This is a genomic window from Shewanella sp. 10N.286.51.B8, from assembly GCF_041469325.1.
Taxonomy (GTDB): domain Bacteria; phylum Pseudomonadota; class Gammaproteobacteria; order Enterobacterales; family Shewanellaceae; genus Shewanella.
Map to the genome: position 1 here is coordinate 25,661 of NZ_JBFRKG010000052.1, position 20,373 is coordinate 46,033.

At 41.9% G+C, this 20,373-nt stretch carries 13 protein-coding genes and 1 pseudogene; 7 read left to right on the forward strand and 7 right to left on the reverse strand.

Annotation, left to right across the window (positions count from 1 at the left end; all coding sequences use genetic code 11):
* Nucleotides 1–11 precede the first annotated feature (11 nt).
* Genes AB4160_RS17730 through AB4160_RS17740 form a run of 3 tightly spaced genes read left to right on the forward strand, consistent with a single transcriptional unit; the run spans nt 12 to nt 5,798 of the window.
* The gene (locus AB4160_RS17730; protein ID WP_241901130.1) at nt 12–1,406 is read left to right on the forward strand and encodes an efflux transporter outer membrane subunit; all 1,395 of its coding nucleotides are present in this window, start codon (nt 12–14) and stop codon (nt 1,404–1,406) included.
* The gene (locus tag AB4160_RS17735) at nt 1,396–2,658 is read left to right on the forward strand and encodes an efflux RND transporter periplasmic adaptor subunit (RefSeq protein WP_102435672.1); all 1,263 of its coding nucleotides are present in this window, start codon (nt 1,396–1,398) and stop codon (nt 2,656–2,658) included. The genes AB4160_RS17730 and AB4160_RS17735 overlap by 11 nt, the downstream gene beginning before the upstream one ends.
* Nucleotides 2,655–5,798, forward strand: coding sequence for an efflux RND transporter permease subunit (locus AB4160_RS17740; protein WP_102520871.1), 3,144 nt, complete (start codon nt 2,655–2,657; stop codon nt 5,796–5,798). The genes AB4160_RS17735 and AB4160_RS17740 overlap by 4 nt, the downstream gene beginning before the upstream one ends.
* A gap of 389 nt (nt 5,799–6,187) precedes the next feature.
* On the opposite strand, the gene AB4160_RS17745 is transcribed toward AB4160_RS17740, so the two are convergent.
* Complete coding sequence (locus AB4160_RS17745; protein ID WP_372005728.1) at nt 6,188–8,860, reverse strand: ATP-binding protein; 2,673 nt, start codon at nt 8,858–8,860, stop codon at nt 6,188–6,190.
* Between the two features lie 197 nt (nt 8,861–9,057).
* Between AB4160_RS17745 and AB4160_RS17750 the strand changes: the two genes are divergently transcribed.
* The 3 genes from AB4160_RS17750 (at nt 9,058) to AB4160_RS17760 (ending at nt 12,066) form a co-directional block, all read left to right on the forward strand.
* A complete protein-coding gene (locus AB4160_RS17750; RefSeq protein ID WP_241901131.1) occupies nt 9,058–9,531 on the forward strand; it encodes a hypothetical protein in 474 nt (157 codons plus the stop codon).
* 2 nt (nt 9,532–9,533) lie between these two features.
* Nucleotides 9,534–10,574 carry a porin gene (locus tag AB4160_RS17755; RefSeq protein ID WP_372005730.1) on the forward strand — a complete coding sequence of 347 codons (1,041 nt, stop codon included), beginning with the start codon at nt 9,534–9,536 and terminating at the stop codon, nt 10,572–10,574.
* 379 nt (nt 10,575–10,953) lie between these two features.
* Nucleotides 10,954–12,066 carry an NADH:flavin oxidoreductase gene (locus AB4160_RS17760; RefSeq protein ID WP_372005732.1) on the forward strand — a complete coding sequence of 371 codons (1,113 nt, stop codon included), beginning with the start codon at nt 10,954–10,956 and terminating at the stop codon, nt 12,064–12,066.
* Between the two features lie 148 nt (nt 12,067–12,214).
* Here the strand turns inward: AB4160_RS17760 and AB4160_RS17765 are convergent, their stop codons facing one another.
* Both AB4160_RS17765 and AB4160_RS17770 read right to left on the reverse strand, forming a co-directional pair.
* On the reverse strand, nt 12,215–14,122 hold the full coding sequence (locus AB4160_RS17765) for a methyl-accepting chemotaxis protein (protein ID WP_372005735.1): 1,908 nt from the start codon (nt 14,120–14,122) through the stop codon (nt 12,215–12,217).
* Between the two features lie 260 nt (nt 14,123–14,382).
* A complete protein-coding gene (locus tag AB4160_RS17770) occupies nt 14,383–15,075 on the reverse strand; it encodes a PilZ domain-containing protein (RefSeq protein WP_372005738.1) in 693 nt (230 codons plus the stop codon).
* Between the two features lie 228 nt (nt 15,076–15,303).
* On the opposite strand from AB4160_RS17770, the gene AB4160_RS17775 reads away from it, so the two are divergent.
* The gene (locus tag AB4160_RS17775; protein ID WP_372005741.1) at nt 15,304–15,702 is read left to right on the forward strand and encodes an Lrp/AsnC family transcriptional regulator; all 399 of its coding nucleotides are present in this window, start codon (nt 15,304–15,306) and stop codon (nt 15,700–15,702) included.
* Between the two features lie 204 nt (nt 15,703–15,906).
* Here the strand turns inward: AB4160_RS17775 and AB4160_RS17780 are convergent, their stop codons facing one another.
* The 4 genes and pseudogenes from AB4160_RS17780 to AB4160_RS17795 form a co-directional block, all read right to left on the reverse strand.
* A complete protein-coding gene (locus AB4160_RS17780; RefSeq protein WP_372005744.1) occupies nt 15,907–17,052 on the reverse strand; it encodes a JmjC domain-containing protein in 1,146 nt (381 codons plus the stop codon).
* A gap of 199 nt (nt 17,053–17,251) precedes the next feature.
* Nucleotides 17,252–18,625, reverse strand: coding sequence for an MATE family efflux transporter (locus AB4160_RS17785; protein WP_102435658.1), 1,374 nt, complete (start codon nt 18,623–18,625; stop codon nt 17,252–17,254).
* Nucleotides 18,626–19,396: 771 nt separating this feature from the next.
* Nucleotides 19,397–19,873 carry a cytochrome b/b6 domain-containing protein gene (locus AB4160_RS17790; RefSeq protein ID WP_303459077.1) on the reverse strand — a complete coding sequence of 159 codons (477 nt, stop codon included), beginning with the start codon at nt 19,871–19,873 and terminating at the stop codon, nt 19,397–19,399.
* 347 nt (nt 19,874–20,220) lie between these two features.
* Nucleotides 20,221–20,373 (reverse strand): annotated as a pseudogene (locus AB4160_RS17795) (permease); the annotation flags it as partial.

The following is a 20,373-nucleotide window of genomic DNA, read 5'->3' on the forward strand; positions in this document are numbered from 1 at the left end:
ATTTCCAGTTAATGAAAACACGCTATACGCTAGTGGCGGTTGCAACTTCGCTATTCATTTTATCTGCCTGCAGCAGTTCATCCTATCTTGACGAGTCTTTGGTTAAACCTGAGCTGCCTGCGTCGTGGCATACCGACGCCAAATCATTAAAAGACAATCAAAGTTGGGTAACACCAATCGCTACCGATCAGTTATTAGAACTTATCAGTATTGGCCTGAACACCAACCAGCAGTTAATTCAGTTAGCTCTTGAAGTCGAGGTTAACAAGCAGCAGCTTAATGTCAGTGATGCCAGCTTTTGGCCAGAGTTAAGCTTATCGGCTAATAGTGCTAGAGGGGGAAATAGTGATGCAACGTCTAGCTCCAATAGTCTTAGTCTTGATGTTAGCTATGAGCTAGATATTTGGGGCAAGTTATCCGATAGCGCTAAAGCCTCAAAACTGAATTTACTCACTGCTGAGGCCAATTATCAGCAAGCAAGGGATGCACTGGTTGCTGATGTGGTGATTGCCTACTACAAGGTAGTGACCTCAACAGAGCTCGTTAAGCTATTTGAGCGTCGCACCGAAAATGCCAAACTTAATTTTGACATCATTGAGTCGGGTTACCTGCAAGGGTTAAACACCGCGCTGGATGTGTATTTAACTCAAAATGAGTTTCACAGTGAAAACTCAAACCTGTTGGCACAGCGCAGTCAGCGCAATAAAGATATTAGAACCTTAGAGCGCTTATTAGGCGGCTATCCAGCAGGTAAATTACTGATAGATGAAACACTGCCGCTATTGCCACAAGGGATTAAAATTGGCGTCCCCAGCGAGCTCGTTAAACGTAAACCACAACTGCAAGCCGCTTGGTATCAGTTGCTCGCTCAAGATGCCGTCGTGGCCTTTACTCAAAAGCAGCGTTATCCAGCCTTACGTTTAGGGGCTGATATTGGCACCGCCAGTAATGATATTGCTAACTTATTAAGTGGTGATTACAGTTCATGGTCAGTATTTGCCGGTATTACCGCACCGATTTTTAACGCCGGTCGCTTAAAGTCACAAACCGAGCAGCAAAAGCTGAAATTAAAGCAGCAAGAGCAGCAGTATTTAAATACTTTGTTTAGTGCCTTTGAGCTAGTTGAAAACAACCTTGATCTTGATGCCAGTTTGCAGCAGCAATATCGCTCAACTTTACAAGCGCAAGACAATGCCCTCCAAGCTGAAACCCTATCATTTGAGCAATACCAAATCGGCCTTGTCAGCTATACCACAGTACTGGATGCCCAAAATCGTGCCTTTGTGGCCCAAAGTTCGGTTATCAGCTTAAAAAACCAAATCATTGCCAACCGTATCGGATTACACCTTGCTTTAGGTGGCGATTTAGATGCCAGTGTGACAGAAGAAGAAAAATATGATGAATAAGAAATACCTGATCCCAGTAAGCATTGTTGCGGTTGCGGTTGCCACTATTATGGTGATTACCTCAAACCCACCTACCACTAAGCGTGGCAAACCGATGGCTGTAGCTGCCATGTCGGTTGAAACTCAGGTGCTTAAGCCACAAGATTATCAAATTCAGGTGAGCAGTTTTGGGGTGGTAAAACCGCGCACCCAAAGCTCGTTAGTGACGCAGGCTTCAGGTCAAATTCTATCTATTAGCCCCAACTTTCGTGAAGGTGGTTTTTTTGAAACTGGCGAAGTGTTAGTTGAGCTTGATGATAGAGATTATCAAGCTGAAGTTAAAATTGCTGAAGCTGGGTTAATGTTGGCTAGGCAACAATTATTAGAAGAACAAGCACGTACTAATCAAGCCTTAGCAGATTGGCAGCGCCTGAGTAATGGCCGCGAGCCGACATCGCTGGTGTTGCGTGAGCCGCAATTAGCTGCAGCGCGAGCGGCAATGCTATCTAACCAAGCGAAACTTGAACAAGCCAACTTGGCCTTGGAACGTACCCAAGTTGTTGCCCCCTTTTCTGGGCGAATTTTAGAAAAACATGTTGATGTAGGCCGGGTGGTTTCGACCAATAGTCAGCTGGCAACGATTTACGCCACCGATTATGTGGAAATACGTTTACCAATCAATAACAGTGATTTAGCACTGGTAGAACTACCTGAGCAAGGTAAGTCTGTGGTGGCTAAAGTGAGTTTTGAGTCTGACTTAATAGGCCTGCAAAAATGGGAAGGGCAGTTGATTCGCACCGAAGGTGCAATCGATAGTAACTCGCAGCAGTTGTATGTGGTGGCGCAAATTGATGATCCATTTGATTATCAAGCTAATCAGCAAATGCCACTGAAAATTGGTCAATACCTGACAGCCAATATTGCCGGTAAAAAGCTGAGCCAAGCGATCGTAATCCCGACTAAAGCAATCTATCAAGGTAGCTATGTGTATGTGGTTAATGATGGCAAGTTATTACGCAGAGAAGTGACCATTAGATGGCAAAACAGCCAAGATTCGGTAGTTAGAACAGGTTTGAAAAGTGGCGATGAACTGGTTATTACCTCCCTTGGACAAGTGAGTTCAGGCACCCCTGTCACTGTTGTTGGCGCAACGAATAAAGTTAAACCACAGCGAGGCCCAAGAGGTGAGGGCAGAGCCGATGGCAAGTCTCGCAGTAAGCCTGATGGCGAGCGTAAAACCAAACCTGCTAGTAAAGAGGAGTCACAGCCATGATTGCTTGGTTTGCTAAAAATCACGTAGCGGCCAATTTATTAATGTTGTTGCTGCTGGTATTAGGTTTAGGTTCACTGTCAACGCAGATCCCACTTGAAGTGTTTCCGACAGTTGAGTCTGAAAGGATCTCTGTTCGAGTATCGCTTCGTGGCGCGACCCCTGAAGATGTTGAAAAGGGGGTAACAATTCGTATTGAAGAGGCGGTGCAAGACCTTGAAGGTATAGAAAAAATCACTTCTAGCTCTTCAGAGGCATCATCGCAGGTCACCATTGAAGTTGACAGTGGTTACGACCCCCGAGAAATGCTAGCGGACATTAAAAGCCGCGTCGATGCCATTAACACCTTTCCGGTTGATGCCGAAAAACCTGTCATTGCCCTTGCCCAGCGTAAGCGTGAAGTCATCGCAGTAACGGTAACCGGCAAATATAGCGAAAAAGAAACCATCGAGTTTGCTGAAGTGGTGCGCGATGAATTGTTGCGCCTAGAGGGTGTCACCCAACTAGATTTAAGCGGGGTGCGTAACTATGAAGTGTCATTAGCCTTATCGCAAAACAAATTACGCCAGTACAACTTAACTCTGAGTGAAGTATCACGGGCGATTAATGCCTCTAGTACTGATATCTCTGCGGGTAATTTAAAAACTCAGGGTGGCGACATTTTACTGCGCTCTAAAGGCCAAGCTTATTACAAAGATGAGTTTGCCAATATTGCCATTAAATCTGCCGCTGACGGCACCATTATTCGTTTAGGCGATATTGCAAATGTGGTTGATGGCTTTGAAGAAACCCCTGTAAGAACTCGCTTTAATGGTCAACAAGCAGCATTTATCGATGTGTATCGTATTGGTCAGCAAAGCGCGATTGATGTGGCTGATAAAGTGAAAGACTACATTGATTCTCGTCAGGCAACCTTGCCTGAAGGCTATGGCCTTAGCTATTGGGATGACGATTCTGAAATCGTTAAAAACCGTATTGCTACCCTAACAGGCAGTGCGCTGCAGGGCGGCATACTTGTGTTGCTATTACTGACATTGTTTTTACGTCCATCAATTGCCATATGGGTATTTATTGGTATTCCAGTTTCGTTTATGGGCGCATTCATTGTGATGCCATTTTTTGATGTGTCGTTAAACGTCATCAGCCTGTTTGGTTTTATCTTGGTATTGGGGATTGTGGTCGATGACGCCATTGTCACTGGCGAGAATATTTACACCCACCTTAAGACTGCGCCCAATGGCGAGCAAGCGGCGATTCTTGGTACCCAAGAAGTGGCCGCGCCAGTGACCTTTGGCATCTTAACCACAGTGACCGCTTTCTTACCTATGTTGTTTATCGAAGGCACTCGCGGGGCGATATTTGGTCAAATTGCGATAGTGGTGATCCCAGTATTATTGTTTTCGTTAATCGAATCTAAGTTTGTGCTACCCGCTCACCTTAAATATATTAAGATGCGCAGCGAGAAGGAAAATTATAATAAGTTTGAGATTTTTCAGCAAAAGTTTGCTGATGGATTTGAACGAGCAATCATTCAGTTCTATCAACCATTTTTACGCATAGCGCTAAAGCATAAAACCGCCACCTTGAGCTTATTTCTCAGTGTGTTGTTAGTGATAGCGGCACTGTTGGCCACGGGGTGGACTAAGTTTACCTTCTTCCCGCGCATTCCCAGTGAAACCGTCAGGCTTAACTTGACCATGCCAGCGGGTACCCCATTTGAAGTGACCAATGGCCATATCATTAGCATTGCTGCAAAAGCGGAGGCGCTGCAAGAAAAGTATCGTGATGAAGAAACCGGTGAAAGCGTGATCATCAATATTTTGGCCACAACGGGTGGTCGCGGCGGTAGCTCAAATGCAGGTGGGGTTCGTTTTGAAATAACCCCAGCAGAGAAGCGTGAATCAGATATTACCTCTAGGCAACTATTAACTGAATGGCGTAAAAGTGTTGGTGAAATTCCTGGGGCTGAGTCAGTGACTTACCGCGCTGAAATTGGCCGAAGCTCTGATCCTATTGATGTGCAGCTCAGTGCAAACTCCCTTGATACCTTACGTGAGATTGCCGATCAGGTTAAACAGCATTTAAAAACTTACCCGACAGTATTTGATATTGCCGACAGTTTATCTAACGGTAAAGAAGAGCTGCTAATTGAGTTAACCGAGCAAGGTAAAGCGCTAGGGCTCACTCGACAGGAAGTATCAAGTCAAATAAGAAGCTTTTATTTTGGCTCAGAAGTGCAGCGCATCCAGCGTGGCCGTGATGATGTGCGAGTAATGCTGCGCTTGCCGCTAGATGAACGTCAGTCATTAGATGACCTTAAAAAGGTCCTGATTACCACCAGTCAGGGCGCGCAAGTGCCGCTTGGTCATGTGGCTAAAATGACCTCAGGTAAGAGCCCATCAAGTATTCAACGCATCGATCGTTATCGGGTGTTAAATGTCACTGCCGACGTGGATAAAGACAATACCAATATGACTGTGCTACAAGCAGATCTTAAGGTGTACCTTGATGGTTTAGTGCAGCAATACCCTGGAGTAAGGCACTCACTTGAAGGCGAAGCTCGTGAACAGCGAGACAGCTTTGGGTCGTTGCAATGGGGCTTAGTGTTTGTGTTGTTTATGATTTATAGCCTACTCGCAATTCCGTTTAAGTCTTACATTCAGCCATTAATTGTGATGAGCGTGATCCCCTTTGGCTTAATTGGCGCAGTACTAGGTCATTGGTTAATGGGCTCGCCACTGACCATTTTCAGTATATTGGGGATGTTGGCGCTAGTGGGCGTTGTGGTCAATGACTCTTTAGTGCTGGTGGACTTTATTAACAAAAAACGCGCCGATGGTATGCCATTAGCGGAGGCGGTATTAACGGCGGGTACCAAACGCTTTAGACCGGTTATGCTCACCAGTTTAACCACGTTTATCGGCCTAATGCCGCTATTATTAGAGAAGTCGACCCAAGCGCAGTTCTTAATTCCAATGGCGATATCATTGGGCTTTGGGATTATATTTGCCACCTTTATCACCTTGATTTTGGTTCCGGTAAATTACCTTGTGGTTGAGCGTTTAAAGGGCAATAAAGTTGATAATGCCAGTCTAGATCAAGAGTTTGAAAATAGCTTTGGCGCTGCTAAGGTTAAGGTATAGCTCAGGTTATAATTCAGTGGCGATTTTAATCGCAAAATATAGCGTTGCCAGTAATGAAATGCCCTGCTGGCGACGCTTTAAGCGTGATAAATGTGTCGGCCTAAAAAGTTCAAAACATTTATCACGAGATAAAAAACAAAAGGAAAAACAAAAATTATTGCAGCAGAAACGCTTAATATGAAGGTAATTGATAGCGATTAGTGATTTTTCGATGTTTGGTTGCATCTCAAGATAATCAGCAAATCAGGCATTCATACAATCAGGTAATCAGCCAATTATATAATCAGATATTTATACAGTCAGCAAATCAGGCATTTATATGATCAGGCATTTATACAATCAGCTTATTGGTGTTAGCCTAAATTCAATTACTGCAAATACTCTTACAGCTAACCTGCAAGCTTGGTGACCTGTTTTATTTTCTCGATAAGAACATGCTTTTCAAATGGTTTTGCCAAATAATCATCCATTCCTGATTCATAACATTTCTCAATATCTTGATCCAGTACACTGGCGGTAAGTGCAATGATTGGCAGCCGTTGCACAGATGGGTTTATTTGCTCCCACTCTCTGATTTTTTGGGTGGCAGTAAAACCATCCATAATGGGCATCATACAATCCATTAAGATTGCATCAAATATTTTGCCATCACTAATAAAATCAAACGCCTCAAGCCCATTATTAGCAATTACGAAGTTATAGCCCGCTTGCTTGACTAGCACTGAGGCGACCTTTTGATTAACGAGGTTATCTTCGACAATCAAAATCATGCCGTGAATGGTGCGTGGTTGTTCTTGCTTATCAATACCATCATTGGCGGCTTTTTTTTCAGCTGGGGTGACTTTGTTGCGCAGAGTACGACTTTCGATGCCATTACGAATGGCATCGCTAAAGCGCCTGCCAAGCAGTGGTATGGTGATAGAGGCGTCAATGTTATCTAATGTTCGCTGCTCAGAAGGGCTATTAATGGCAATGGAAAAACTATCTTGCAGCATGAGTAATTCGGGTAATGCTTTTAAAGCCTCTCGGTTCATTGAGGCATTATCAATAAATAACAGATCAAACTTTTGCTTATCCTGTAACAAGTCAAACGGTGATGGGTAACGGTAATTTATGCTAAATTCATGTTTACTACAGGCAGCATCAATAGCATCAATAATATCATTATTACTGGAAATAATTGCCGTAGTCAGGTGTTTAAACTCGTCTCTTTTAGGCTGCTCTTTGGTAATGATGCGGGCTTTAAGTTCAACGCTGAAACAACTGCCTTTACCTTTTTCTGAGCTAACTTTTATATCGCCGCCCATTAACCCCACTAGCTGTTTACAAATTGCCAGCCCAAGCCCTGTACCACCAAATTCACGAGTGATGGTGCCATCCTCTTGGATAAAAGGTGAAAAGATTTGTTGGTGATTTTCTTCTTTAATACCAATACCGCTATCGTATATTTTAATTTTCATATTGGCATAGTTAGCTTCGTCGTAATCGCAGCTCACAGCGACTTTAATAAAGCCGTTATTGGTAAATTTAACTGCATTTGACAGAAGGTTCATTAATACTTGGCGCATTCTATGTTCGTCAAGTGATACTAAGTGAGGCATATGTTCAGGGATTTCAATTTTAAGGTCGAGTTGCTTTTCAACGACTTTAGCTAACACCATAGTGAGGGTGTCATAGATGACCTCGGTAATATTGGTGTCGTTGTAAGCAATAGACAGGTTACCCGACTCAATTTTAGAAAGATCCAGAATATCGTTAATCAATAGTAATAAGGTATGTGAGGATGTTTCTATGGTTTGCAGGTACTCATTTTGCAAAGGAGTTAACCTTGTGCCTGACATTATCTCCGACATGCCAATAATGCCATTTAACGGTGTTCTAATCTCATGGGACATATTGGCCAAAAAAGAACTTTTGGCTTGGTTAGCTCTTTCTGCATCTGATTTTGCTTGCAAGATTTTGGCATCATTTAAAAAGCGTTCATGAATTAGGTTATTGAGCTTTTTAGAGAAGTAGCTTAATTCATCTTTACCACTTTCGTTTATCTTATTTGAGTAATCATGTGTTTTTTCAATTTTTGACATGGTTTTAATCACATGATGCAGATACTTTAGAATGCGGCGGTAAAGGTTTGCGCCAATGGTGCCAATAGTAACGAGCGATATTAGCAATGCAACGCAGAACATAATAATAAGCTGTTTAGACTTTGCTATTTCAGAGTGAATATTGGTGGATAATTGCTCTGAAATGGTAGTGACAACATATTGAATTAAGTTCAAACGCTGATTAAACACCTCCAAGTTAGCATCTGTATTATCAACAATTTCATTCCCTTGCAGAAATTGGCTGCGCAGCTGATAACTTTGTTGGAATGCTTGATCTGAAAAGGTAGTTAATAACAGGTCTACTTGCTCAGGCTTGGCGCTAATATTAATAAAGCGATCGACATACAGTTGTTGTCTTTCAGCGCTCATATTCAATTGACTCAGCAGATCTTCGTCGCCTCGATTCGTTATCAGTTGATCCATTAGCCATTTTTCTTCTGCAGACCACAGTGATAGCCATTGCAATTGAAATAAAATCGTCAAGTTCTGGTTAATTTTTTCAGGTACATCAAGCTTATCTTTTTCTAGCGTCATCAACCCTTGGTTTTGCAATTCGTTCATCCAAATTGACCAATCAAATAAATCCTCTTTGGTAAGGGCTGGCGATTCAGCTAAGGCTTCTTCAGTGCTGTTAAACCATGCTTGAATATCTTCACTGTGTTGAGCGCTAAAGCTTGTGGGTAATAACGCAGACAGTTGCTCCGTAATAGATGTGAATTTGGATAATACAAAGGGCTCATCTTGGCCGCTGAGCGCGTCTTGCGCTTGAGTAATTTGCCGATTAAGCTGGGAAAATAACTCTAAAAAGGTCACTTTGTTGTTAAGGCTGTTTAAAGCTTGCACATTATCAGTTTGTTTTTGGATTTCAAACGCTGATAAAAAACCTGCAAAAACCAATGGTAACAAGACTAGTGCCAACATCCTTGCTTTTATTGAAATACGATTCAATAAATTCATCTCAGCTCCTTGAGTAAAAATTAGCCATAAAAAAGTTAACTATAAAGTTGTATATCGTAGGGTTCTTGGCTAAGTTTAGATTAGTAAAACTTCTGACTATGTTTAGCATAGTACAAAAACTATCTAGGAATGAAGGTTTTTATATGATTAATGGATTAAACCACAAAGCCTTTTTATTGAGCCTGAAGCATTTTTTTTTGAGTCGATTGTGCACAAGGCGGCTTATCTTTCTTACTGCATTAATTTTATCCCCATCAACTTGGGCTTTAGAGGCTGATACCAGCAAAAGCTCTGAGGTCGAATTCGCTATTTTTAGCCTTAATGATGACATGCCGCCTTTAAGTAAAAGTAAGGCGAGAATGTTATATCGAGGTAAGTCTAAAAAAGTCGGAGGTAGCTTTAAAATTGTCTTAGTTGATCTACCTGAAACCTCCATGCACCGCGAAGAGTTTTATAGCATGTTGCTGGGTAAATCGGTCTCACAAATGAATGGTTATTGGGCCGGGTTGGCTTTCTCCGGCAAAGGCTCGCCACCAGAAGAGTTAGACAGTGATGATATAAAGAAGATCCTCAAATGGCTGAACGACAATCCTAATGGTATTGCATATGCTCCGATAGAGTCGGTGCCTGAAGAAGTTAATATCTTAATCACAGTGCCACAAGGAGAGTAGCCATGTTATTAAACCGAAAATACATAATTTTACTATTAACCCTTGGCATGGCAACCAATGCACAAGCTGCGATAGAGCTGACTGACAACTTTTCCATCAGTGGTTTTGGTTCAACATCTATCAGTAAATCAGACAATAAAGCGCCATTATTTATTAACCGGGAAATAACAGATGAAACCTGTTATGACTGTGATACTTTATTTGGAATACAACTTGATTTAGATGTGTTTGAGGGCTTTGATGCATCAGCTCAAGTGGTTAAGCGCACCCAAGATAAATGGAGCGAACCTGAGTTAGAATGGGCCTACCTAAGTTATGAATTTAGTGACTTTAAAGTAAGGGCTGGCCGATTGCGCTTACCCTTGTTTTTAGTCTCTGAGTTTTATTTTGTTGGCCAAGCCTATGCGTGGGCAAGGCCGCCGGGTGAGATTTACGACTCGATTTTAGGTACCACCTCATACGATGGTGTTTCGCTGGCTTGGCAATATGAATTATCTGATGAAATATCACTTACCGTTTCACCTTATTATGGTTTCGGCCGCTTAACTGAGGTGAATTTAGGGCCGATATTGATGCAATTTGATTCTGACTATACCACCGGAATATATGTCGATTTAGTTGGGTTTAATTATCGTATCCATACTGGATTTTTACGGTCTAAATATACTTTACGCCCAGCCCCTATTGCTGATGAGTTAAGTGTATTTACTTTGGGGGCAGAATACAGTTTAGATGCTTGGCAGTTTATGGCTGAATTTGAACATGATGAGCTGCAAAGTAATTGGTACGCCAGTGTTGGTTATGCAATCGATGATTTTACTCCCTATGTGGTTTATGCCGAGAGTCGTGAGCTTAGAGAGAGTCAAGGGGTGACTATAGGGCTTCGCTATGATGTGACTTCATCGATTTCACTTAATGCTGAGTACCAGTCCATTTTAGGGGATAATCCAATAAACCGAGCGCAATTTGCCGCACCACCAATTATTTGGGGTGAAAGTACCGATGTTGAGTTATTAAGCTTGACGGTGAACTTTGTCTTTTGATGCTAGCTAAAGGTTTTGAGGCTAGGCAGTTAACTGCCTAGCCTTTTTAAATAGTTAACACTTTACCGCGATACTTATTTTTAGCTGTTTTGCTCGCAAAGATAGCTGCTTTGGCTTAATTGACTATTTAGTTTGCTATGTTGAATAATACGGCAAAGCGCCATCATTCATAACGCTTTTCGTAAAAAGAGCTTTAGATCAACCTCATGTAGTACACCAGCCGCCCCCTTAGCGGATATTCTTATTCAATCGCCCTAGTTAATTACCTCTTTTGGACTATATAGCTAGGTCTCACTTCTGACTTGTAGTTGTTTGATTGTTGAACAACGCCCTTTATAATGCCGCCGTTTAATCGATGACGCTTTTTAGAGGATGTAACTTGAGCACTTTGTATACAGAAACCCACATTGGCAGCATGCAGTTAAAGAACCGCTTTATCCGCAGTGCGACTTGGGAAAATATGGCAACTGAAGATGGCCATATGACAGAAAAGTTATACGCCATATACAAAGAGCTTGCTCAAGGTGAAGTCGGCCTGATCATTACAGGTTATGCCAATATCGTCGCAGAAGAAAAACCCAATGCGGGCATGATGGGCATATACGACGACTCCTTTATCGAGGAATATAAACAGCTAACGGATTTAGTTCACCGTAATGGCGCCAAAATAGCCATGCAGCTGGCCTATGGTGGCACCAAAACCACTTACAACGTGGGTGAAAGAGTGATTTTTGCCCCAAGTGAGGTTTGCGAGCGTGGCACAAAAACCTTAGGTAAAGCCATGACCATTGCCGAGATAGATTACATAGTGCAGGCATTTGCGAAAGCGAGTTTACGGGCAAAACAATCAGGTTTTGATGGGGTTGAAATTCATGGGGCCCACAGCTATTTAATTAATCAGTTTTTAAGCCCTTATTACAATCAAAGAGATGATCAATATGGTGGCAGCCTAGAAAACCGCCTGCGCTTTTTAGTTGAAATCTATACGGAAACCAGAAAGCTGGTGGGTGATGATTACCCGATACTGGTGAAATTAACCGCCTGTGATTTTTTTGAAGGTGGTTTAACCTTTGCTGAAACCCGTGTTATTTGTAAAAAGCTTGCAGCCATTGGCGTTGATGCCATTATCATTTCTGGCAATATTCATGGTAAAGCTAATGACATGATTGGTGAGTCGTTTGAGGGGCATACCATTCAGCCACAGGGTTATTTTCATAAATATGGCGATGTGATAAGTCGTGAAGTGAATATACCAGTTATTACTGTAGGCGGGCTAACGGACATTGATGCCATAGAAACCATTGCCGCGAATACCAATATTCAATACTTTGCCCTATCAAGACCATTATTGTCAGAGCCTGATCTAGTGAAGCGTTGGCACAATGGTGATAGAGCTCAAGCCCTATGTGAAACCTGCTCAAAATGCCGCACTAAGCGCGGTAATTTTTGCATTGTAAATAAACAGCGAAAAGCTACGATTGCGGGTTTTTAACTTAATTGATTTAAGTACAGCTTGTATGTTGTTGACACAAAAAAGCCAAACTTTTTAATCGTTTGGCTTTTTAAAATGTCAAATTTAGGAGGATTATCTGTGATAGCGTTTAAATCATTCTGCCACTACTCGCCATCATCTTTGCTGATTAAAGTTTAAAGCGTTTAACCAAACCATCTAAATCATTGGCCATTGACTTTAATGCTTCGCTAGAGCTTTCGATACTGGTCGAGGCTTGAGCGCTACTGTCACTGCTGTCACTAATATTTACCACATGCTGGTTGATCTCATTGATCACTGCAGACTGCTCTTCTGTGGCAGCGGCAATTTGAATATTTAGCTCTGAAATTTGCATCACATTTTCGGCGATGTCTTCAAGAGCTTGATAGGTTCTTTGTGACGCTTGAACACCTAGTTTAGCTTGCTCACGACCTTCTTGAACTGATGATACCGCAGCATTCGCGCCATTTTGTAACTCAGTAATCATAAGGTGAATTTCATCGGTAGAATCACTAGTGCGCTTAGCAAGGTTACGCACTTCATCGGCAACCACCGCAAAGCCTCGACCTTGCTCACCTGCGCGAGCAGCCTCAATGGCTGCGTTAAGGGCCAGTAAGTTAGTTTGTTCTGAAATAGCCCTGATCACATCTAATACGCTTGAAATGGCATTACTTTTTTCGGCTAAAGTCACAATACTCATCGACACACCTTCCATATTGCTGGCCATGTCATTAATAGTTGAATTTGACTCTTGTACTACCGTTTGTGCGCGTTGTGCTTTTTGCGTTGCTTCAGTAGTTGCTTGGGCGGCCACTGAAGCATTATTGGCAATTTCTGCGATAGTACTGCCCATTTCGTTAATGGCTACCGACACTTGATGAGCGCCATCACGCTGAACATCAGTGAGCTTTTTAGAGTGCTGCGCATCTGTATAGACTTGTTGAGATGCACTATTAACATCAAAAGTAGTGGTAGCAAGCTCTTGAATAACATTGTTTAATTTACTAATGAAAGCATTGAAGCCTTGTGCTAGTCGGCGCATTTCTTCGTTGCCATTTTCATTAAGTCGTTGGGTTAAGTCGCCTTCGCCTTCACCCAACTCTTTAAATGTATCGGCCAGCTGATTTATCGGGCGCACTAAGCTGTTCCCTAAATAAACACTGATCAGTGTAAATAATGCGGCTATCACGACAAAGGTGATGATAATGTTATTGCGCGACGTATCTAAGCCAGCATAAAGCTCTTCTAAAGGGACTTGTGCAACAATGTACCAGTCTAAACTGGCAATGTAACTCGATGCGATCAATTGTTGATCCACCATAACGGAGGCATAGTCACTTTTATTTATCAGCTTATGGGTATTAACTGACGGATATAAGTCACTAATGGTTTGTTTAGCCTTGTAATCGATGCTGGGGTGCACCTTGATGACGCCGTTACCATCGACGAGATACACAAAACCAGATTGTTCTATTTTGAAGCTGTTGAGGTAATCAACCATTTCATCAAATGATTCAGACACTCCAGCAACCCCAAAACCATTAGGTTGTTGGGCGTTGATATAGATATCAGTGAAACCCTTGCTGTCTTTATAGATGCTAGTTGATTCGGTTTTATTACTGTCTCGGAAGTTAAAAAACCAAGTATCATGATCTGGCTTTAGCTCGCGTAAAAAACCATCTTGATTCCAGTGTTTATGGTTGTTGTTGTCAGTAAATGAGACTTTACTGAAGCCATTATCACGTGCAGTTTGTGCTAAAAACTGGATGAGGTATTGCTCACCCTCAGCACTTTGTCCTTGATCGATCCACATTTTTATCATGCTATTTGACGCAATTGATTCGGTCATTATCTTCATTTGGTTGATTTCACCATCAATAGCATTACGAATACGCTGCACCAGGTTTGGCATATCAGATTGCTCTAACCTTGTTGATAGGACATTTTTAGCACTGCTTTGTCCGACGTAGGCCACGATGCTGGTTGATGCTATTACCGCAATTAACATGGCAGTGATTAATTTATTGCGAATGGATAATGTTGATAGAAAGCTCATGAATATTGACTCCTACACCCTGGCAAACTGACAGCGTGTTGTGGCTTAGGTTGTCCCTAATTGTAATTGTTAGCTATATCGGCCTGAAGGTTGTTATTATGAGTGATTATTGTGTTGTTCTGTGAGGTTAATAGTTGTTTTAATGTGACTAATGGTTTGTTTGCTCGAAGTTTGCGCGCATGTAGCAATGTTGTTTCTTGGTTGTTCTTGAGATGTTTTCTTTGTGCGGGCGCATTTATGTTAAGTCAGCCTTTATAAAGCTATCTTTCTGACAATAAGGCCATGTGAATAATCGATTCAATGATTGAAGCTTGGTCTGCTTCAAATTCCCCACCAAACTCAACACCTCTGACAAAGGGTTTTAGGTTACAAATTTTACAAGTCACACTTAAACAAGCCTCTTTGTCTTCATTATCGTCATCATTTATTGTGACGGTAATTGTTGAGGATGCTGCTAATGTATCTAAGCCGCCGTTGATAATGTTGATATGACAGTCTGACAGCCTCACATCAGTCATGGTGGCCTCAAGTTGTTGGTCTTTAAATGTAACCTTGCAAGGTAACTCAGTTAATACTCTTTTCGCAGAACGTAGGTTATGAATGACCATAATGTCAGGAAAGTTCAGCACTAACATTTTTACAGGTGTGCTGAGGGTTTGTTTTATGGTTGCTTGAAAAGCAATCACAGAGGCTTCATGGCCTTCGATTAAACCTCGTACTGTAACGGGGACATCTTTAACAAAAAATTGACAGAACTTACCGATTTTATCTGCGTTAGGATATTGAATGAACAGGTATTGTTGAGGTAAATAGCCGATGCCGATTAATTTGAATAATGGCTTCAGAAGCATGGTTAATAGGCGTTCAAAACCTGTTAGTTTTAATATTTTAAGCACAAACATGAGTGCTGCGATAACCACAAAAGTCATCGCTAGATTTTCTAGCTGCTCCACAAACCATGCTAGATAGCCAATACCTTGTTTACCTTCCTGTTGCCATACAATGACCGCAGCCTCTTGGCCCTATTCGCTATAGCGATAAAACTGGTGTTATAGCCAAGCAAGGGCAAAACTTCCACCGATACGGATCACTAATGTTGCCCATAGGGAACCCCCGGCTTTTTTGCAATGCTCGCTTCTATGGGTAAGCCATGAGCCAGCAGGATCGAACGGCGCATTTTGATGCAGTTACAATCGAATAATAAAATTCAGAATATCGATCTCGCTGCAGAAGTGGGGCTGTCGCCGCCTGCGTGTTTGAAGCGGATAAAACGCTTACGAGAGGCTGGGATCATTATTGGTGATGTTTGTTTGATTAACCCTGAGTTATCAGGCAATAAGTTGACTTTGATTGTGTCGATTGAAATGGATCGCGACCGGGATGATATCTATCGATTATTTCGACAAATTGTCATGAAAGCGCCTGAAGTCACTCAGTGCTATCAAATCTCGGGCAGTTACGATTTCATGCTTATTGTCTGCGTTACGGACATACAAGCCTATGAAAATTTATTGATAGCACATTGCGTTGTGATTTTAACATTCGCAAGTTTCATACATCCGTGTCATTACGTACGGTAAAAACGCCACCGCCATTAACTTAAATACCGATTAGCATGTTACTGAATTTGGCTAGGCATTAAATTATTGCAAATCTAACAGTAAAAAAATGGTTCAGTGACTGATGTCGCTGAACCATTTTTGTTGATTGCATGATAAAGACTGTTTCTTCAGTTGATCACTAACTTAATGTCATCAACTGCAGCTTATCTGAGCCAATCTGATTTAGTCGATGTCGTCAAAATACCAGTAACCAGCATTGACCCAAGCGGTTAATTGCTCAAGCACATCGTTATCGTTTAACCATGGACTTAGGTCTTGTGCACTAAGCTCTTGGGTATCACATAGCAGTGCGATTAAGGCTTCTTTATCTGCTGATAATTGCAGTTGCTCGCCATTGATATACAGCACGCCATCAGCAACGCTGGTTTCAAAGTACAGCGTGCGCAGGCCGCCAAGCTTTACTAAAGGTTGCAGCTTAAGCTGCTCAGTCACATCTAAACTTTGAAACCCTAAACTCTCTTCGGGTAAATCAAGTTCGCACTTAGACTGAGTCAGGTAGCGACCGCTAAATTCACTGACTAGCTTGTCATCAAGGGTGGCAAAAAGTTGCTGTTTAATTCGCTCAAGATCGCTGCTGTTCACAATACCTGAGTGTTCGCTTAAGGCGCGGTCAGGATCGGCAATTTGCTCATTGCACAAATCTTTGTCGATAATGTGATCGGCCATTGAACTGATCATATCTTTTGCCGATGCAGTGCGGTAACCCACAGAAAAGCTCATTGATGGCTCAAGGGTTACCCCATCATGAGGGTAGCCTGGTGGCAGATACAAGATATCGCCAGGGAGTAATTCAACATCAATGATCGGGTCGAATGCTTCGGTGTGCAGTAATGCCGGATGAGCTGCAAACTCTTTGTGCGGCCCAAGATCGCCAACTCTCCAACGACGTCGGCCAGAACCTTGGCAGATAAATACGTCATAGAGATCGATATGAGGACCAACTCCGCCACCCGGTGTCGCATAACTGACCATGACGTCATCTAAGCGCCAGCGAGGGATAAAATCAAAACATTTGAGCAGTTCTTCAGCTTCTGGCACCCAGTTATTAAGGGCTTGGACAATTAAGGTCCAGTCAGTTTCACCGAGCTCTTCATAGGATTCAAATGGGCCAAACTCAGCTTGCCATTCATCGTTTGCTTTAAACACGCGGCGAGATTCAACCACGTCTTCGCAAGCAAGCCCTGCCATTTCTTCTGGTGAAAGTAGGTCTTCAAAGTGTTTAAAGCCTTGTCGGATCACTAGTGGTTTCTTTTGCCAATACTGTTCAAGAAACTGTTTTGGCGTCATACCATTTAAATCTAATTGCATATTTATTACTCAGTGAAATTTGCCGCGATACTAGCAAGTATTAGCATTTGGTAATTTGGCCGAGATCATAAAATGGTGGATTAGCTGGTAAAGGCAATAAATCTGCCTAGCTCAATAGCGCCTGAAAAAATCTAAACCTGTTGAGTGTATCAATTCTCTACTTGTCACTGACAATAGCAGCACTTTGTAGACAAAGGTTTTAGTCATACATCAATGCTTGGGCTTTTTTATGATCGAACTCTTTTAGCGACTTTCTGGCGAGTTGCCTAAACGGCAGGGCTTTAACGACTTCTTCAAATGGCTGAATAGCAAAGGCCCAAAAAATTGACCCATCAAAGACTAAAATGATCAGTGCACATAAGGGGATTGAAATCACCCATTGGCCAGTAAAGTTAATTTTGAATACAGCGGTAGTTTTACCCACTGCTCGTAATATATTGCCATGAACCGTGTTGTAACCACGCACGATGGGCAAAAAGATATATAGCGGCGCAATGACAGCTAACGCTTGATAGGTTGCTGCATCTAAATGTGGGTAAATATCGGCAATAAAAATGCTCATAAGACCAAACAGCATTGCGCAAATCACTGAAATAACCACCGCAATATCGATACTGGTATCAACGTTTTTACTCAAATCATCCATCTTATTAGAACCAATCGCTTGGCTAATGGTAATGGCTGATGAGTGCGACCAAGCCGCAATAAATTGGGTTCCCGCTTTAATCCAAGGCATCACCAAGGTGATGGCGACATAGGCATTAATGTCGAGCTGTGAGTACAGCAACTGATACACAGTCACCCCTATCATCAGCATAGTGACGTTGGCTGCAATCGGGAATATCTCAATAAAATGCAGCCGAATATTGCGGCTCATTGAGGTGTTTTTATCTGGCAGCGTGATTTCGATTACAGGGCTGAATTTCATATATGATCCCAGATACATAAGCCGCACGCTTATGGCAATAATGCTACCTAGTGCGGCGCCTTGAACGCCCATAGCTTCAATTGCGATCGTATCGCTAAACTGATAACCATGAATAAGTAAATAGGACAAGACGGCGTTAATGGGCAACTCAATGAGATACCCTTTAAAGGGAATTTTAGTGCGACCCAAGCCATTAAACAGGGCAATCATCACCTGGGTTAGTGCAGTGTAAAGTATGATGTATTTTGAAATCACTAAGTAACTGGCAATTTCTTGTTGTAACAACACATTGTCTGTCAGCAGGCCAATTAAAGGGCGATCAAACAGGGTTAGCAATATCCAAAAAAGCAAGCCCACCGAGCAGTTAATCATCATCCCAGACCAGAATGCTTTTGATAGTGTTTGATTATTGCCAGAGCCAACGGCGCGACTCAACACCAATTGGGTACCATTGGCCAATGCCATTTGAATACCCAAAATAGCAGCAACAATAGCAGTGGCTATGCCCATAGCCGCTAAGGGGATTTCGCCTAAAGGCGATACTAATAAGGTATCTATCATCAACATGGACTGCATCAGCAGTCCATTTAATGCTAATGGCCAAGCAAGGGAAAGGTTCTTTTTTACATAGGACTGAGAGGGCACGGCTAGACCTTAAATGCGGTTAAGTTAAATCAGTTAAAAACAGAATAAGTTGTAAATTTAATCAAGTTATAGAAGGCGTTAACGTTGAATAATAGGCTAAATAACCATATTTCAATCTTGAATAATCGCTTCAATAAGCTTATTGACAGGCGCTTAGCTCACACTGCACTACTAACGTTTACAGGGACTATCATCGAGTTATACCTATTTGTACTACAATAACTTAAATCGTTTTTGGTTGCTATGGGGGAGCTTTTAGTTTTTCGGGTTATAAATGACAAGATCAGCTATTGGTACTCTGGTAAACAAAGACGCAGGAAGTTATAAGGGCTGGTGCAGTTGAATGGTCGATTCGATAAAGAGAAAAGCAACACAACTTACTTTTGCTATGGCTTAAGTAAGTTGTGGATTGAGGATGTTACAGTTCGGCTGTGGCAATTAATTACCAGCGCAAGGTATTAATCCTTAGGATTTTAGCTTCATGTTGTGGGAACGAAACTTTAAAAAGCGCGATATTGAACTGACAAAAGTCATAATTCCAAAACACAACACAGCCGGTATCAGTGTTAACAAGGTGACTTTGACAAGTGAAATAACACCGATAAGTAATGGTGAAATATTCGGTTCTGAGTGGGGTTCACTAATAACCATATTGATAGTTGTCGCCCACTCACTCAGGGATACTGTCCACAATAAAGCGGTGAATAGCAGTGAAATTGACAGAATAATAAAACTACGGCTTATCCATTTGTGGCTAAGGTATTTCATAATTTAGGCCTTTTTTGCTGTTTGTTTTTTGAAAAACTTTTTACTCATACCCTTAATCCATTTCCAGTGCATTGCTAAGTGGATCCCTAGCATAGGCATCAATAGATTGCCTAGGTCGTGATGTATTTTTGACCATACCGGAAGGATGTCAAAATGAATCCCTAGCTGAGGTAGCATCACTTCTGACACCAAAAAGCCACTTAAAATAACCATCAGCATTGCTAGGTAGAAAATAAAATCCCACACAGCATTAAAACGGGCTTCACCAGATAATTGGCTGACAAACTTTTTAGGCAGTGACTTTAACCAGTCCCAGTGCAGTAATAGGTGAATAACCAAAGGGACTATAAACAATAAGCTTAACCATTCGTGCAATAAAACCCCTGTGGCTTTAGGGGCGCAAACTAATATAAATCCAATTAACAGTAGTGCATCCATGACGTAGAGTGTTTTACCTAAATCGTCTTTCCAAGTTTTCATTTATCAAGTTTCCATTAACCATCATCGATGACATTTTATTATCCCAATTAGCGATTCATATTCATTGACTGACATGAAAATAGATTGCTGCAATCAGCGCAATTTACCCTAAGTTAATTGACTTTATCAACTAACTTTACTTTGGTTTACACTTGGTATTTTTCACATTCGTCGTCGACTTTTCGTCGTGGTTAATGGTGATACAGTGATGTTATGCGCAGAAGTGATAGAGGGGGCTATTGAATTGCCCGCCACCTTGCGTGGATAGGCTTTTTTATGGCTGAACATTAACAAAAAGAAAAAAAGGCCAACGTCAATAGTTGGCCTTGCTATCGTAAGCAAGGGTATTAAATTGCCCAACCACCCATGTAGAAAACAACTAAACCAAGGGTTATGGCGATAACGCCCACTCGAAGTTTACGCCACTCACCGCTGCATATTCGGCCAATGACTAAGGTGACAAACCCTAGCATAATTCCAGTGACGATATTACAACTTAA